Annotated in this window: 13 protein-coding genes and 1 tRNA gene; 8 read left to right on the top strand and 6 right to left on the bottom strand. The window is 60.7% G+C overall.

Annotation, left to right across the window (positions count from 1 at the left end; translation table 11 throughout):
• Positions 1-6 precede the first annotated feature (6 nt).
• Positions 7-912, bottom strand: coding sequence for a 5-dehydro-4-deoxyglucarate dehydratase (locus tag C9E81_RS10840; protein WP_122112324.1), 906 nt, complete (start codon positions 910-912; stop codon positions 7-9).
• A gap of 266 nt (positions 913-1,178) precedes the next feature.
• On the opposite strand from C9E81_RS10840, the gene C9E81_RS10835 reads away from it, so the two are divergent.
• A complete protein-coding gene (locus C9E81_RS10835) occupies positions 1,179-1,907 on the top strand; it encodes a GntR family transcriptional regulator (RefSeq protein ID WP_122112323.1) in 729 nt (242 codons plus the stop codon).
• 26 nt (positions 1,908-1,933) lie between these two features.
• On the opposite strand, the gene C9E81_RS10830 is transcribed toward C9E81_RS10835, so the two are convergent.
• On the bottom strand, positions 1,934-2,296 hold the full coding sequence (locus C9E81_RS10830; protein ID WP_243698608.1) for an NIPSNAP family protein: 363 nt from the start codon (positions 2,294-2,296) through the stop codon (positions 1,934-1,936).
• 197 nt (positions 2,297-2,493) lie between these two features.
• On the opposite strand from C9E81_RS10830, the gene C9E81_RS10825 reads away from it, so the two are divergent.
• From C9E81_RS10825 to C9E81_RS10815, 3 genes are all read left to right on the top strand, one after another.
• Complete coding sequence (locus tag C9E81_RS10825) at positions 2,494-3,471, top strand: Bug family tripartite tricarboxylate transporter substrate binding protein (protein WP_122112322.1); 978 nt, start codon at positions 2,494-2,496, stop codon at positions 3,469-3,471.
• An 83-nt stretch (positions 3,472-3,554) separates the two neighbouring features.
• The gene (locus C9E81_RS10820; RefSeq protein WP_122112321.1) at positions 3,555-4,031 is read left to right on the top strand and encodes a tripartite tricarboxylate transporter TctB family protein; all 477 of its coding nucleotides are present in this window, start codon (positions 3,555-3,557) and stop codon (positions 4,029-4,031) included.
• A complete protein-coding gene (locus C9E81_RS10815; protein ID WP_122112320.1) occupies positions 4,031-5,551 on the top strand; it encodes a tripartite tricarboxylate transporter permease in 1,521 nt (506 codons plus the stop codon). Before C9E81_RS10820 ends, C9E81_RS10815 begins: the two co-directional genes overlap by 1 nt.
• Before the next feature lie 76 nt (positions 5,552-5,627).
• Here C9E81_RS10815 and C9E81_RS10810 read toward each other — a convergent pair whose 3' ends face one another.
• Entirely contained in the window at positions 5,628-7,232 is a 1,605-nt protein-coding gene (locus C9E81_RS10810; protein ID WP_122112319.1) for a S8 family serine peptidase, read from the bottom strand.
• A 107-nt stretch (positions 7,233-7,339) separates the two neighbouring features.
• Here C9E81_RS10810 and C9E81_RS10805 point away from each other — a divergent pair, with 107 nt between their 5' ends.
• Together C9E81_RS10805 and C9E81_RS10800 are read left to right on the top strand one after the other, a co-directional pair.
• Complete coding sequence (locus C9E81_RS10805; protein ID WP_122112318.1) at positions 7,340-7,837, top strand: RNA polymerase sigma factor; 498 nt, start codon at positions 7,340-7,342, stop codon at positions 7,835-7,837.
• A gap of 40 nt (positions 7,838-7,877) precedes the next feature.
• Positions 7,878-8,639 (top strand): anti-sigma factor family protein, encoded by a 762-nt coding sequence (locus C9E81_RS10800; RefSeq protein ID WP_122112317.1) that lies wholly within the window; start codon positions 7,878-7,880, stop codon positions 8,637-8,639.
• Between the two features lie 182 nt (positions 8,640-8,821).
• Here C9E81_RS10800 and C9E81_RS10795 read toward each other — a convergent pair whose 3' ends face one another.
• Genes C9E81_RS10795 through C9E81_RS10785 form a run of 3 tightly spaced genes read right to left on the bottom strand, consistent with a single transcriptional unit; the run spans position 8,822 to position 12,307 of the window.
• Positions 8,822-10,378 (bottom strand): ABC transporter ATP-binding protein, encoded by a 1,557-nt coding sequence (locus tag C9E81_RS10795; protein WP_166461877.1) that lies wholly within the window; start codon positions 10,376-10,378, stop codon positions 8,822-8,824.
• On the bottom strand, positions 10,378-11,430 hold the full coding sequence (locus C9E81_RS10790) for a P-loop NTPase family protein (RefSeq protein ID WP_122112315.1): 1,053 nt from the start codon (positions 11,428-11,430) through the stop codon (positions 10,378-10,380). Before C9E81_RS10790 ends, C9E81_RS10795 begins: the two co-directional genes overlap by 1 nt.
• 34 nt (positions 11,431-11,464) lie before the next feature.
• Entirely contained in the window at positions 11,465-12,307 is an 843-nt protein-coding gene (locus C9E81_RS10785) for an alpha/beta hydrolase (protein ID WP_122112314.1), read from the bottom strand.
• Between the two features lie 207 nt (positions 12,308-12,514).
• On the opposite strand from C9E81_RS10785, the gene C9E81_RS10780 reads away from it, so the two are divergent.
• A tRNA-Cys gene (locus C9E81_RS10780) sits at positions 12,515-12,588 on the top strand.
• Positions 12,589-13,006: 418 nt separating this feature from the next.
• The gene (locus C9E81_RS10775) at positions 13,007-14,227 is read left to right on the top strand and encodes a multidrug effflux MFS transporter (RefSeq protein ID WP_243698607.1); all 1,221 of its coding nucleotides are present in this window, start codon (positions 13,007-13,009) and stop codon (positions 14,225-14,227) included.
• Positions 14,228-14,249: the final 22 nt, after the last annotated feature.

Raw genomic sequence — 14,249 nt, 5'->3', positions numbered from 1 at the left:
TGGCGATCACCTGCGCCCGTCGATCAGTGCCCGTAGCATCTCGCGTTCTTCTCCTGTCAGGTCGGTCAGGGGCGCACGCACATGGCCGGACTGGAATCCGCGCAGCGCCACCCCAGCCTTGATCGCCGAAACCGCATATCCCGGCTGGCGGTCGCGAATTTCGGCGAAAGGGTAATAAAAGTCACGCAGTATTCTTTCGCAGGCCGCGTCGTCGCCGCCTGACAGGGCCTTGTGAAAGGCCAATGCAGTTTCCGGCACAAAGTTGAACACTGCCGAGGAATAGGTCGGCATGCCCGCACCCTTGTAAGCCTGTGCGAACAGTTCATGTGTCGGCATGCCGCCGATATAGGACAATCGCTCGCCCAGCATCGCGGTGACCCGGCGCACAGTGTCGATATCGCCGGTGCCGTCTTTGAAGCCGATCAGGTTCGGACACTCATCGGCCAGTTGCGCGAGCGTTGCCGCCGAGATCCGGGACTGGCCGCGATTATAGAAGATGACCCCCATATTGGTGGACTTGCAGACTGCCCGGACGCGGTTGGCTACACCTTCCTGCGGGCCCTCCGTCAGGTAATGCGGCAGCAAAAGGATGCCGTCGCCACCAGCCGCCTCGATTTCGCGGGCCAGGTCGCACGCCATACGCACACCATATCCGCAACCGGCCAGTACCGGCCGGTCGCCTGCAACCTCGCGCGCGGCCCTCACCACCTCGACGATCTCGGAGGGGCTGAGCGAGAACATCTCGCCCGTGCCGCCTGCGACGATCAGCCCCGCGATCTCATACTGTCCCAGCCACTCCAGATGCGCCTTGAACGGCGCGGCGGCAAAGCGGTCATCGTCATCAAACGGTGTGACCGGGAAGGAAAGCAGGCCGTTGCGAATGAGATTCTGAAGATCGGTGGGGTGAAGCATCGAAGGTTACTCCTTTGAATTGGGTAAGCGTGAGAGTCTGGTACAAATTGCGGCACCTGCTTTGCAGTCGAGCGTCAGAGATGCGCAGCGCGGATTCTTCCTTTGCCATGCGGTGTGAAACAAACGGCATTCACATTCATGCCGCCTGGTTCAAGTATCGCCCGATAGATGATCGGCACGATATACACTAATATTTTAGTTTATCACCCGGGTCAATCATCGTAAGGTCCAAATCATGTTGCGTGGAAGGGGACAGGGAAACGGGAATGAATACCTCGGTGAAGGCAGCTCTGGATCTGGTTCGGCTCAACTTACCACGCGACTGGTCGTCGGCATCTGCCCGGATCTACGGTGATCTTCGCCAGCGTATCCTGTCGCTTGAGCTTCCGCCCGGGACAGGATTGCTTCGTGCGGAGCTGGCGGCGAAATACGAGGTCAGTCAAACTCCGCTACGCGATGCGCTGCAGCGACTGGAGCAGGACGATCTTGTCCGGATCGTTCCGCAATCGCGCACGATGGTGACCTTGATCGACATTCCAAAGATACATGAAGCATCCCTGCTTCGTGTGGCGCTCGAAACCGAGGTGGTTCGTCAACTGGCCCGGCAAGGCGCGAAAGATGTGGTGGAACAGGGCCGGTCGGTTATCGAGCTGCAGGATGCGGTGGCCAGGGATCGGACCCAGCTCAGGCTGTTTCAAGAACTTGACGAGCATTTCCACAGCCTCCTGTTCACCAGCCTTGGACATGACAATCTACGGGGCCTGATCCGTTCCCGCTCGGGCCATCTCGATCGCGTCAGACGCCTGCAAGTTCACTCGGACGAAAAACTGCGGAGCATCATCAGCGGTCACGAGGCAATCCTGCGCGGAATCGAAACGCAGGACGAATTGGCAGCGATGGGCGCCATGCGCGACCACCTCTACAAACCGCCAGACTGGGTCGAGGAATTCCGCACAGCCCATGAGGAATATTTCGCCCCAGTCACTGCGTTATAGCCGCCTTCCGCAATCGGGGCTTGGAATCAACTCTGGAAAAACGGTGCCGGGACGAGGATTTTGTTTTCCTGTTTAATCAGATAGCCTGCCTCGGCGCTTTTGGCGAGATAGGCCTGCCAATCCGGATCTGCCTGTAACGCGGCACGCTTCGCTGTGCGATCGGCGGCACTTTCGAAAACCCAGATATGAACATAAGAGTTCACATCACCGGTTTCGACAGCACCGTATAGGACGGGGTCGCCAAGATGGCGGCGCTGAATGCTCCAGCCGTGTTCCTCATACAGTTTCATGTGTTTTCTGATCGTGCCTGGCCGACAAATATAGGTGCGATGATCGTATATCACTGAAATCTCTCCGGGTTTTTCCTTGGCCGGCACCTTCTGCGGCAATCCGGCTGCTCGTTGTTGTAGACATGGTTGATATAGTAATGTATTAGTTGATCATAGCGCAACAGGATGCCTTCCCCGTTTCCGCTTCTTGCGTGCCGCCGGATGAGGAGCCGGCACAAGCGCCTGATCATACAAGGGGGGTTCTTGTGGCGCATTTTTTGGGCGGCAAATCGTCGCCATAGGAGGAGACTCACGACATGCATGGACGAACCCTGATCGCTGCGGCTGCCATACTGGCCGGTGCCATCGCCCCGATAGCTGGATTGGCTGATTTTCCCGAGCGTGATATCCGCGTCGTCGTGCCTTGGGGTGCCGGAGGAGGCACCGACGGCATCGTGCGCAAGATTACCAGCCTGGCGGAACAGCAGCTCGACGGCGCATCACTCTATGTGGAAAATATCGAAGGCGGTGTCAGCGCCACCGGAGTCGGTGATGTGATGAGCGCAAAGCCCGACGGCTACACGATCGGCGCGCTTACCTATGACAGCATCGTCACCGTGCCCTGGCAGAACATGTTGCCCAGCTACAAGATGGACAAACTGAGGCTCTTCGCCCGCATCACCAGCGAGCCCGACGCACTGATCGTCGATGCGACCAGCGACTACAATTCGCTGCAGGATATCGTTGATGCTGCCAAGGCGGAACCCGGGCAGGTCCGGGTTGCGGTCCAGAATCTTGGCGGGCGTGTCCATCTGACACTTTTGCAGTTACAGGATCTGACCGGCACCGAGTTCAAGATCGTCTCCTATCCCGGCGGTGCGGCACCACAGAAAGAGGCGATCCTGTCCGATGAGGTGGATATCGCCCTTACCAGCCTGGGTGATTTCGCCAATCTGATCGAGGATGGCACGGTGCGTGGCGTGGTCGAATTCTCGAATAGCCGCAACCCGACCTATGACGTGCCAACCGCCGCCGAGGAGGGGGTCGACCTGCAAAATGGCAGTTTCATCGTATTCGCCGCGCCTGCCGGCACCCCGGATGATGCCATCACCTCCCTTGAAACCGCTTATAAGGCTGCCTTTGACAGCGAAGAGTTTCAGGGCTGGGTCAAGGAAGTTGGCGTGACGCCGGACTGGCTTGGCGCGAACGAGGTAACGCAATGGTCCGATGAAACCGCTCAGGCGTTGTTCACCAAGATGGATGCACTGGTCGAGGCCGGCATTCTGTCCAAATAAGCGGGGACGGCCACGGGCGAGTGTCCGGTATAACCCCGCACTTGCCCGAAGGACCTCAGATTCCGAAGCTTCAGGAGCAAGCCATGAGCGGATCGCGGAGATTTTTCCGGCCGGGAATACTGTTTCCCTTATTCCTCGTCCTGTTGACTGTCATCTATACGGCGGCAGCCTTTGACATCCGCACCCAATTCACGGGTGATGGAGAGGTCAGCCCCAGGACCGTGCCGCTGCTGGCCGCGGCCTGCATGTATTTCACCCTGTTGATCGTGATCTTTCAGGAAATGCGTCACCCCCATGAAGAGGATGAGCCCGAAAGCGGCCTTTTGCGACCCTTGCTGGTCATCGCCGCGACCGCTGCATATATCGTCATGTTCCGGCCGGTCGGCTATTCCCTGTCGACACTTCTATTCGTCATGGTGCTGTTTCGGATCTTCGAGTTCAACACCCGCAAGCCGCTGATATTCATCCTTCAGGCGGTAATCGTCACCGCGATCTTTTACGGCCTGTTCGCCGGCATTTTCGGAGTGCGCCTGCCCGCCCTGATCGGAGACGTGATCTGATGGAAATGTTCCTGACATTATCCGGCGGCTTCGCCGCATTGGCCGATTGGAAGGTCCTTGCCTTCATGATCTCGGGTTTTCTGATCGGCACGTTTTTCGGCGCCATGCCCGGGCTGACCTCGGTCCTGGCCATCGCGCTTCTGTTGCCGATCACCTATACGATCGACGTGGTTCCGGCGCTGGTCATGTGTGCGTCGATCTTCATGGCCGGAATGTATGCCGGCTCGATTACCGCGACGACCATCAACATTCCCGGTGCCCCATCCTCGATGATGACGGCGATCGAGGGCAACAAGCTGATGAAAAAGGGCTTCGGCGCGAATGCCCTTGGTCATGCGGCACTTGGCTCCATGATCGGCGGCAGCATCGGAGCAGTCCTGCTGATGGCATTCATGCCGCTGGCGGCGGAACTGTCGCTGCTGATACGGACACCGGGGAAGTTTTCGCTGGTACTATTCGCGCTGGTTGTAATCGTCATCGTCGACAAGCAGAACATCCCGAAGGGCCTGGCGGCAACCTGCCTTGGCATCATGCTGGCCACCGTCGGGATCGATGTGCTGCAACCTATCCCCCGCTTCAACTTCGGCACCGAAACGCTGGTCGAAGGTATCGACATCATGCCGCTGGTGATCGGTGCATTCGCCGTCAGTGAAGTGCTGATCCAGGCACAGAACTGGAACAGTTCGCTCGAACAGAACCTGGCGCAGGTGAAAGATGTGAAAATCCGCCGCCGCGATTTTATGCCCCCTCTCTCGGAAATCCGCGAAATTGGCCTGTTCGCCTATATTCGCAGCGCCCTGATCGGCTATGGCATCGGCATACTGCCCGGAGCCGGAGGCTCGATGGCGGCCTTCGTATCCTACGCGGTTGCTCGCAGCGGATCGAAGAAAGCCAAGGAATACGGCAAAGGCTCGCGCGAAGGAATCGCAGCAGCAGAAACCGCCAATAACTCCATGTGTGGTGGCGCTTTCGTACCCATGCTGATGTTCGGGATCCCGGGCGACCCAACCACCGCAATCGTGCTGGGCGTGCTGGTCATCAACGGGCTGCAGCCGGGACCACGGCTTCTGGAAAACCAGGCGGATCTGCTGGCACCGATGCTTGCGTCGCTATTCATCAGCGCCCTCGTCCTGATCCCGCTTACGCTTTACCTGCTCGGCCCCTATTTCGTGCGCATCGTCTCGATTCCCAAGGGCTTGCTTTACAGCTCCATTGCCGTCGTGGCGCTGGTCGGCAGTTATGTCGCGACCTATTCAACCTTTCAGATGTTCCTGGCGCTGATCTTCGGGGTGCTGGCATTCGTGATGCGCAAGCAGAACTATTCGACTGTGTCCTTGCTGCTCGGGTTCATTCTGGGCCCCGATCTGGAACAGTATCTGCGCCGATCCCTGTCACTGAATGATGGTAATCCGATGGTTTTCCTGACCAATCTCGACAGCCTGTTTTTTCTGGGATTGACGGTGTTCGCAATCTACATGATCCTGTTCCGGAAATCGAAAGCATTGCCCGCCCCTTCATAGGGCCGGGCAGTCCGGAACCGCGGTTCCGCAATCATTTCCACTGTGACAGGGCATCTGCCAAAGGTCTCATCCCATTTCATCTTTGCATGACGTCGGGATGAGGCGCGACGCTGTCGGCAGGGCCATCACCGGCACTTTTCCTCGAGATGTCCTGCCGGACGGCGATGCAGGGATTCTCCGGCGAAACCAGTCCCGCGCCATAAACCGGATCAGTTCCGGCCTCTCCGAGATCCTCGGCGGTTTCCGTAAGTGTTTCGCGTATTTCAGTCGCAGTCAGTTCCGGCCGTGCCTCGCGCAACATGGCGGCGGCAGCGCTGACGAAGGGCACCGCGAATGAAGTCCCGGTCTGCCACCGCGCGCCGTCCACCGAAGCGGCCGCCCATATCGCAACTCCCGGTGCGGCCAGATCTATATGCTCTCCCTGAACGGCCCGCCGGTAAACCTGATGCTCGCGGTCAATCGCGGTCACGGCGATGACATCCTCGAACGCTGCCGGGTAAAGAGGATCGGACCGTGGCCCGGCATTGCCGGCAGCAGCCACCAGCACGATGTCGCGTTCGTTGACAAGATAGGAAACAAACTCCTCAAGCGCGGTATTCCGTGGCCCCGCGAGACTCAGGTTGATGACTTGAACCCCGTCAGCGACAAGCAGGTCGAGCGCCTCGATCAGCGAGAAGACATCGGCGCGCTCATCGCCATGGCGTTGATGGAAGGCATCGACAGCGACCAGTTTCGCCCCTGGCACAAGTCCCGGCGACCGCGTCCCCGGAGCACCGACAAGCAAGGAGGCGATTGCCGTTCCATGCTGAAGCCCCTCCTTGGGCGGCGTGCTGTCGGAAAGCCTTTCGATCACCAGATTCGCGTCCCGGAAAGTCGGATGATCAATATTGATACCGGTATCGACCATGCCGACCGTTATGCCGTCGCCGCAGGAGCCCTGCCGGTTTTCCGGGAGTGTCCAACCGAATTTCGTGCGCGCGGGGCATTCGAGCCCGCTGCAATCCTCGGGAAAGCCGGTATTGGTGCGGTAATAGTGATTGAGATCGGCATCCGCACCCGTATCGAGCGCCCGCACCGCGTCACGCGCCTGTTCAAGCGTGGTCCCTCTTGGAACGGCAAGCCGGCGGGCGGTCTCGTCCACGGCACCGATCCTGTATTCCTCGATCACGTCATAACCCTGCGCCCGCAGGGCAGCGAGATCGGCGTCACTCAGAGCGAGCGCAACGATTTCGTCACGCGCCGCCAACAAGCGTGGCGTAGGCGGTGGCGATGCGGTTCTGAGCGAGCCTGCCCGCCTTTCCTCCCGATCGTCATCCCCGTTGTCATCGCCGCCGTTTCCACCGGTTCGGCCTTGCGACCGGCCAACGGAATCGTCATCGTCGTCGTCGTCGTCATCATCCCTGCTGAAATCATTATCCGGGCCGTCATCATCGTCACTGTCACCGTCGTCCCCGTCATCGTTATCCGCCCCGTCCGCGTCGCCTCCATCGTCGTCGCCCCCGTCGTCGTCACCGCCATCATCTCCGCCGTCGCTGTCGCCCCCATCCCCTCCGTCACCGTCGCCGCCATCATCGTCGGCCCAGGCAAAGCCGGCCAGGCCACCCGGCCCGGAAAAGACAGGCGGGAGCATCAGCAGCCCTACGGAAGCCACAGAGATCAGCAGGATATCGCGTATGGTCATGGTTGACTCCTTTCGGGTGCACTTGCTCTGTGGTTTACGTAACAAGCGGGGAAATATTCCAGCCATTCAAAAATCATGCAGCCTTTCGCCTCACCGGAGAGCCGCTCATGCCGCCCATTGATCGGTTCGAGGATCGCCTGATCGCGATCCTGCCGAATCTTCATCGCTTTGCGCTGTCGCTCTGCCGCAAGCATGATATCGCAGAGGATCTTGTGCAAGTATCGGTAATCCGGGCGCTCGAAGCCCGAAACCGCTTCGATCCGGAGACACGGATCGAACCCTGGGTCTTCCGGATCCTGCGCAATGCCTGGATCGACATGACGCGCCGCGGCGCCACGCGAGGCACCGAGATCGAAATCGGTTCGGATATCGATCCTGCCGGGGCGGATGGCGAAAAAGTCACCGAGGCTCGGCTGATGCTGAACGCGGTCGAACGCGTATTGGAGGAAATGCCCGAGGAGCAGCGCGAGGTCCTGATCCTTTTTTGCTATGAAGAAATGTCCTACGCCGAGATCGCGGAAATACTTGATGTCCCGCGCGGCACTGTGATGAGTCGTCTTGCCAGGGCACGTTTGGGGCTGGCGAAAAAACTTGGAATAAAGTGATGCGTGAATCGTTATACGTCTCGGAAGCGGAGAAACAAAGATGACGACCGAGGAGTATTCCGACGAGATCCTGATGGCTTATTCGGATGGCGAACTCGCACCTGACGAGGCTGCCAGGATCGCGGCGAAGGCCGAGTCCGATCCCGATATTGCCGCACGTATCTCGGTTTTCAGGCGGACGGGCGAGGTCCTGTCGATGGCGGCTGCCGAGCGAAACCGCATGGCGCCGCCTGTGGAATCGCATGCCCGTATCCGGGCTCAGCTTGCGCGTTCCAGCGGGAATGGCGGGCAGGTCGTGGATCTGCAAGCGCGCCGCAACAGGCCACGGCGTTCCGCTATCTGGTCCGGTGCGATCGCGGCCAGTATCGCGCTCGCGATCGGGATCGGCGGCGGTTACTGGCTGGGTCAGCAGCCGGGATCCGGATCAACCGGCCCGGTTCAGGTGACGCAGCTTGATCCCGCGATTGCCGAGAAGCTGTCCTCCCTGCCCTCGGGCGAGACCGCGAGCATCCCGGGAGAGGTTTCAATGACCCCGGTGGCCTCCTTCGAGCTTGCCTCGGGTGAGTTCTGCCGCGAATACGAACTGATCGGCACAAGCGGTAGCCGGACCGTATCCGTCGCCTGCAACGAAGCCGGAAACTGGAAGTTGCGTTTCGCGATGGATGCAGGCGCGGCCAGCGGCGGGGAATATGTTCCGGCGTCGTCACTTGAGATACTCGATGCCTATCTGAGCAGTTCAGGGGCCAGCGCGCCGATGTCGGAAGAGTCGGAACGTGCGGCGCTCAGTTCCCTGGGTGAATAAGCGCTATTGGTTGCTGAAACGATCTGCGTCCCGCAGCGGTCGGAAACGCTGCCCGGCGCCGGCGGACCTGTTCGAACAGCGGTGCTTCGACCGACAGCAAGCAGCTTTGCGTGAACAAGAACTGGAACCGGAGATCCGCGGCGGGGCGTGAGCTGATCACACTCTGCCCACGTGACCCGGCGCTATGCTGCCTGTGAGAGGCCAGGCATAACGCCCCGCTGGAAAAGAACCGTCGCGCCGCTGCGAGCAGTCCAGTCCATGATGCGGTTGCGCGCCTCGACCTCCAACGCGGCGATCTGGCTTTCCACCAGGATCAGTCGGGGTTTCAACTGTTTCGCCCGCACCAGGCTGACCAGCGCACGCTCGGAAAACAACAGGTTCCGTCCCCCCTCGGACAGCTTGCCGTCCAGCCCCCCTAGACGGGACAGCGCATCCGTCAGCCCGGATTCCCTGGCGAGCGCCTCTAGATCCGCATCGTCCATGCGCTGCGACACGCCCAGGGTCAAAGCCCGGCGGAACGACCCCAGAAGGATCGGGGGTCTGGCACCGATGGTCACGACGCTTCGCCGCAAGCTGCCGCGGCTAAGCCGTCTAAGACATATACCCGAGAGAGTGACAGCATCTTCCGGCACCTTTTCAAGGCCATTCAATACACTGAAAAGAAATGTTGAATCTCTCTCGTTCAGTTCTGTCCCGACGACGCTTGCCGCCGCCAGCTCGAGGTTGAGCCGCCCGCCCGAAGGCAAGGCGAGATCCGAGATGGCGATTGCCGCCGCCCCTTTGGGAAGCGAACACCTGTCCGTATAGGCCTCGCGCTGCTGTCGGGACAGCGCCGCATCCGCCTTGATCGCGGCCGAGCGCCAGGCCGAGTGCAGGTTCCACACCGTCGCCAGGTCGCGCATGGGCGAGATCAGCAGCCCGAACGCCGCAAGCCCGCCCGCAATCACGCCGGGGCTCGCTCCGGTGCGAAACCCGCCGAGGATGATGAGCATCGCGGCCAAACCCGCGATCGCGTCGGGAATCGCCTTCAGCGCCTCGGCCAGCCGGAGCCGCGCGACGGCGGCCCGGACCATGCGGCCGATCCGGTGATCGAGCTGCCCCATCTCTATGCGCCGTCTCCCCAGCCTGTCGAGTTCAGGCGCAAGCGGCATGCGCTCGGCCATGTCGACCGCGATCCGGGCGCGGCGCGCGCGCAACCGCCGGTGCAACGGTTGCAAGCGCAATCCGCCAAGACCGATCGAAACAAGCGCCAGAATAACCAGCGGCAATGTCAGCCACGCGAAGACCGGAGCCAGCGACCAGAGCACAGCAAGCGTCAGCGGGATAAGGATCGCGCCTGCCACAAGTCGGGGAAGCCCCAGCCCGATCCAGTTGCGAAACGCCGTCATATCCCCCACGAAACGCAGGCTCATATAACCGTTGCGACGCCTGGCGACATCGCTTGCCGCCATTCCCGCCGTATGTTCGAACAGCGCAAGGCGGATATCGCGCGCATAGGACTGTCCCAGCCACTCACCCGTGACGCGTGCCGAAACACGCGTCACAGCTATCACCAGGCCGGAAGCCGCCAGCGTGACCAGCAAGGCTGCCGGAAGAGGCGCGGCACCGTGCAATGCCTCGAACAGCCCGCGCGTGGCAAAGGCGGCGGCACCGGCGGCGGCGCCTTGGGCAAGCGTCAGCGCGCTGACGGTCAGCAACCCCCTCCGGCGACCATTCGACAGCAATCCAGGCAGTGCCATCAGGCCGCGCTCCACCATTCCGCCCCGGCCCGGAGAGCGAAGGCGTTGGCCTCCGCCGGATCGGAGAGATCGTTCTTTCCAAGCACCGGAATACCGGTCGCCTCGCGCGCCTCGGCTGAAGCCATCGGAGAGCAGCTCAGCATACCGGTCAGGGCATCCGGCACGACGCCACGGCGCCGCATTTCGGCGACACCGCCCGCAGCGGCGACCGCATCGCCACAGGCAAAGACAAGCCCGGAAATGCGCCGCTGAAAAGCCGGGTCAGCCAAAAGCTGCGCCGTTTCGCGCTGAAACAGACCATCGGCTATTTCGAGTACGGCAATCTCGCAGCCCGCATCCTCAGCATGCGCCAGCAACCTGTCTATCCCGGCGCGGATGCGTTCGAGCGGCTCGCGATAGGTGGAAACCATGCCGGCATCGGTGAAATCGGCGACCACATGCGCGCCGGTATCCTGATATTCGTTGAAATCCCCGAATGCGCCCGTGCCGGTGCCCTTGAGCGCGGCCACCCGCCATCCCGCGCGCCGCAATCCCAGGGCAAGCTGTGCCGTCGCCACCGTCTTGCCCGAGTTCATTGCGGTGCCAAACACGGCGATCACCGGGATCCGATCGCCACGCGCCGATACCCGCACTGAAAACTCATCCAGGTTCAGGGCCGCGCCATCCGCCCGCAAGAGCCGCCCCGCCGGGATGAGGCGTGTCGCGGACTTGATGCGCTCGTTTCGCGCCACCATCCGCCCGATGCAGCCGCCGCCTGCCAGAAGATCGGCACCTTCGGGCAGGATTTCGGCAAATCCTTCGAATTGATCGGGTGCATAGCGGGCACCGCAGGCAAGGACGACTGCGTCGCCGGGATAAATGTCCGAATGACGTCCCGATGAAAGCTGCACCCGCCTGTGCTGCCCGATCTCGGAAACATGCGCCAGTATCAGGTCACCGGGCCGGGCTTTCGCGAATGCCGTATCCATGCCAGCTGCCATTGTGCGATCTACCCGGCGCGTGGAAAAGGTCCATTTGGCACTCGCAAGCTGGGCTTCGAATGAAATCGTCATGTGGTTTCTCCTTGAAAGATGGGATGCGCCGGTCTCATCCGGCTGCAGCAAGAACCAGCGTCATGTCTGGGGTTTCGGTCACTATCCGCGCCAGCCCGACCTCGGTGATAGCCTGCTCGAAATCATGGCCGCAGCCCGGTAGCTCTATCAGGGCGATGTCCGCGACTTTCCCCTGACTGAAGGCGGCTGCGCGCACGGCTTCGACATAGCTCCGGGCCCGGTCATGACGATTGCGGCCCTGCCGTTCATCCAGGGCAGGGGAAACGCGCAATGCGGGATCGCGCAGCGTGTCACGGGTGCCCACGTAGACGCGGATTTCCAACCCGAGATAGGCTGCAAGACAGGCTTGCTTGCGCCGGATCCAGAGTGCCGCACCACGGGCATCGCTTTCGCCCAGCCCGTAAGGATAGGGCATGGACATGTCGGGCAGGCAATACCAACCGGCGGCGACCAGGCTCAGCCGCGCAATGCGTTGCGGGTAAAGCATCGCGGTGCGGTGGGCAAGTTGCGCCCCGCCGGAATGGCCGACAAGGTCCACACGGCCCGCGCAATCCGGAAAACGAACGGCCAGCCTGTTCAAAAGCTCTACAAGGGCCTGATCTGCACGTGCCGGATGTCCGGGGCGCTGGAAATGCGGCCAGTGCGCCATAGTAAAATGCGGCAGAACGATCAGGCGGCCGCTATGCTCGGCCTCGGCGCGGAAATGCCGTACCAGCGCTCGGGCGTTACGTGAAATTCCGTGCAAAACGACGAGCGGGCGCGACGGGGCCATCCGACGGGGCCTTATGACAAATGCAGCAAGCGGCCCGGCCTGCGTTGCGATACTGATGCGCTCGACGATACTGTCGGCGGTAGGGGTCTCGAATTCACGTTCCATGGCGGTTCTCCTTGAGCCGTGTTCCGCATCGATTACGCGGCAGCATTCGAAGTATTCCCAATTCGTTTACTTTTTTTGCCGGAACGTGGTTTGTCCCCAGTGCCTGCTACAAAGTGATGCGGGCGAAAATCGGGCGGCAGAGCCAGGGCGGGAAAGGAAAACACCCTTGACGATGCATGGCATAAAACCTAATGAACGCAGGTCTATGGTGGGTTGGCGGAGAGGTTACGCACCGGATTGCAAATCCGTGAAGACCGGTTCGATTCCGGTACCCACCTCCAATATTTTCAATGACTTGCATGACATTCTCCGTTCTGCGCATTGCGTGGCTTACGGTTCGGTTCGCGTTGTTCCCGTTTTTGCGAACGCTTGTTTGATCAGGAAAGCGGTGTCGGATTCGTCGGGAAAACACAGGCATAATGCCCGATGACTGCTGCCGCTTCGCGCGCAGGCCAGCCCATATGCAGGGCAATTTCCATGGAGGCAGATCGGCATTCAGCAACTGGATTGCTGTCCTGTACCGCTCTTCCCGCAGCCGGAGAAAAATTTCCTGGGCGGCCTAACGAAATCCCGCGATGGCGATAACCTGAAATCCCATCCGGGAACACACGACCGGCTGATAACTGCAGCAACCCGGCGTGACTTGCAGATCATGCAAAAAATCGCTATGGGCTGGCTTCAACCGATGGGTATCTTCCGATGAATCAAACTGTCAGTTTCCAGCATGCGCCGGTGCGGCGTCTGCCGATGCCGGAATTCATCGCGATGCTGGCCTTTCTCTTTGCCACCATCGCCTTTTCCATAGACGCGATGCTGCCTGCCCTGCCGCAGATCGCCGAGTCGCTGACGCCCGGCAATCTCAACCGGGCACAGTTGATCCTGACATCCTTCGTGGCGGGCATGGGCACCGGAACCCTGTTCGCGGGCCCGATTTCCGACGCCATCGGCCGCAAACGCGCCATCACCATCGGCTTTGCCATCTATTCATGCGCCGCGCTGGCGGCAATCTTTGCCGAATCCATTGAAATGCTTTTGCTTGCCCGGTTCATTCAGGGCCTCGGAGCGGCAGGCCCGCGCATCGTCGGGCTGGCCCTGGTCCGCGACCTCTACGAAGGCCGCGAAATGGCCCGGATCACCAGCCTGGTGATGATGGTCTTCATCATCATCCCCGCACTGGCGCCCTCGATCGGAGCTGGAATGATCTGGCTTGCAGGCTGGCACGGGGTCTTTGCGGGTTTCCTGTTCTTCGCGCTGGTCGGCGTCAGCTGGCTGAACCTGCGCCAGGCTGAAACCCTGCCTCCCGAACGTCGCCGCCCATTGCAAGTTGCACCGCTGAAAGAGGCGGCCCGCGAAGTCCTGACCGATCGCCATGTCATGCTGTGCACCTTCATCCTGACGCTTGGCTTCGGGCAGATGTTCGCCTTGCTGTCCTCGGCCCAGCAGCTTTTCGGCGAGGCTTACGGCAAGGGGGACGCCTTCCCCTATTGGTTCGCCGCAATGGCGTTGCTGTCAGGTTCGGGCACGGTGCTGAACGCGACATTCGTGATTCGCTTCGGCATGCGCCGCATCGCCAAATGGGCCTATATGATGCAGACCTGTGTCTCGTCGGTCATGCTGGTGTTGATCGGTGCCGACCTGTTGCCTGCCGCGTTGCAATTCCCGGCTTTCTTCCTCTGGGCGGTCAGCGTGTTCTTCATGGCGGGGGTTACTTTCGGCAATCTCAACGCGCTGGCACTGCAAAAGATGGGGCATATCGCCGGTATGGCCGCTTCTGTCGTTGCGGCGATTTCGACCGTTCTGGCAACCGTGATCGCCGCACCTGTCGGCCTGCTCTATAATGGCACGGCCCTGCCTGTGATCATCGCAACGCTGATCTGCTCGGGTCTTGCATGGTTCATGATGCGTTTTCTGCGCGATTGAACTGATTTGGCGGCAAATGGAA

This window comes from Paracoccus alkanivorans (assembly GCF_003697785.1).
Lineage (GTDB): Bacteria > Pseudomonadota > Alphaproteobacteria > Rhodobacterales > Rhodobacteraceae > Paracoccus > Paracoccus alkanivorans.
The sequence above is the reverse complement of the archived record's forward strand: the minus strand, read 5'-3'. Positions and strand labels throughout refer to the sequence as shown.

Bases quoted from the DNA above. Each gene is read 5' to 3' on its own strand.
- C9E81_RS10840 (WP_122112324.1), bottom strand. From the start codon at position 912: ATGCTTCACCCCACCGATCTTCAGAATCTCATTCGCAACGGCCTGCTT.
- C9E81_RS10835 (WP_122112323.1), top strand. From the start codon at position 1,179: ATGAATACCTCGGTGAAGGCAGCTCTGGATCTGGTTCGGCTCAACTTA.
- C9E81_RS10825 (WP_122112322.1), top strand. From the start codon at position 2,494: ATGCATGGACGAACCCTGATCGCTGCGGCTGCCATACTGGCCGGTGCC.
- C9E81_RS10820 (WP_122112321.1), top strand. From the start codon at position 3,555: ATGAGCGGATCGCGGAGATTTTTCCGGCCGGGAATACTGTTTCCCTTA.
- C9E81_RS10815 (WP_122112320.1), top strand. From the start codon at position 4,031: ATGGAAATGTTCCTGACATTATCCGGCGGCTTCGCCGCATTGGCCGAT.
- C9E81_RS10810 (WP_122112319.1), bottom strand. From the start codon at position 7,232: ATGACCATACGCGATATCCTGCTGATCTCTGTGGCTTCCGTAGGGCTG.
- C9E81_RS10805 (WP_122112318.1), top strand. From the start codon at position 7,340: ATGCCGCCCATTGATCGGTTCGAGGATCGCCTGATCGCGATCCTGCCG.
- C9E81_RS10800 (WP_122112317.1), top strand. From the start codon at position 7,878: ATGACGACCGAGGAGTATTCCGACGAGATCCTGATGGCTTATTCGGAT.
- C9E81_RS10795 (WP_166461877.1), bottom strand. From the start codon at position 10,378: ATGGCACTGCCTGGATTGCTGTCGAATGGTCGCCGGAGGGGGTTGCTG.
- C9E81_RS10790 (WP_122112315.1), bottom strand. From the start codon at position 11,430: ATGACGATTTCATTCGAAGCCCAGCTTGCGAGTGCCAAATGGACCTTT.
- C9E81_RS10785 (WP_122112314.1), bottom strand. From the start codon at position 12,307: ATGGAACGTGAATTCGAGACCCCTACCGCCGACAGTATCGTCGAGCGC.
- C9E81_RS10775 (WP_243698607.1), top strand. From the start codon at position 13,007: ATGAATCAAACTGTCAGTTTCCAGCATGCGCCGGTGCGGCGTCTGCCG.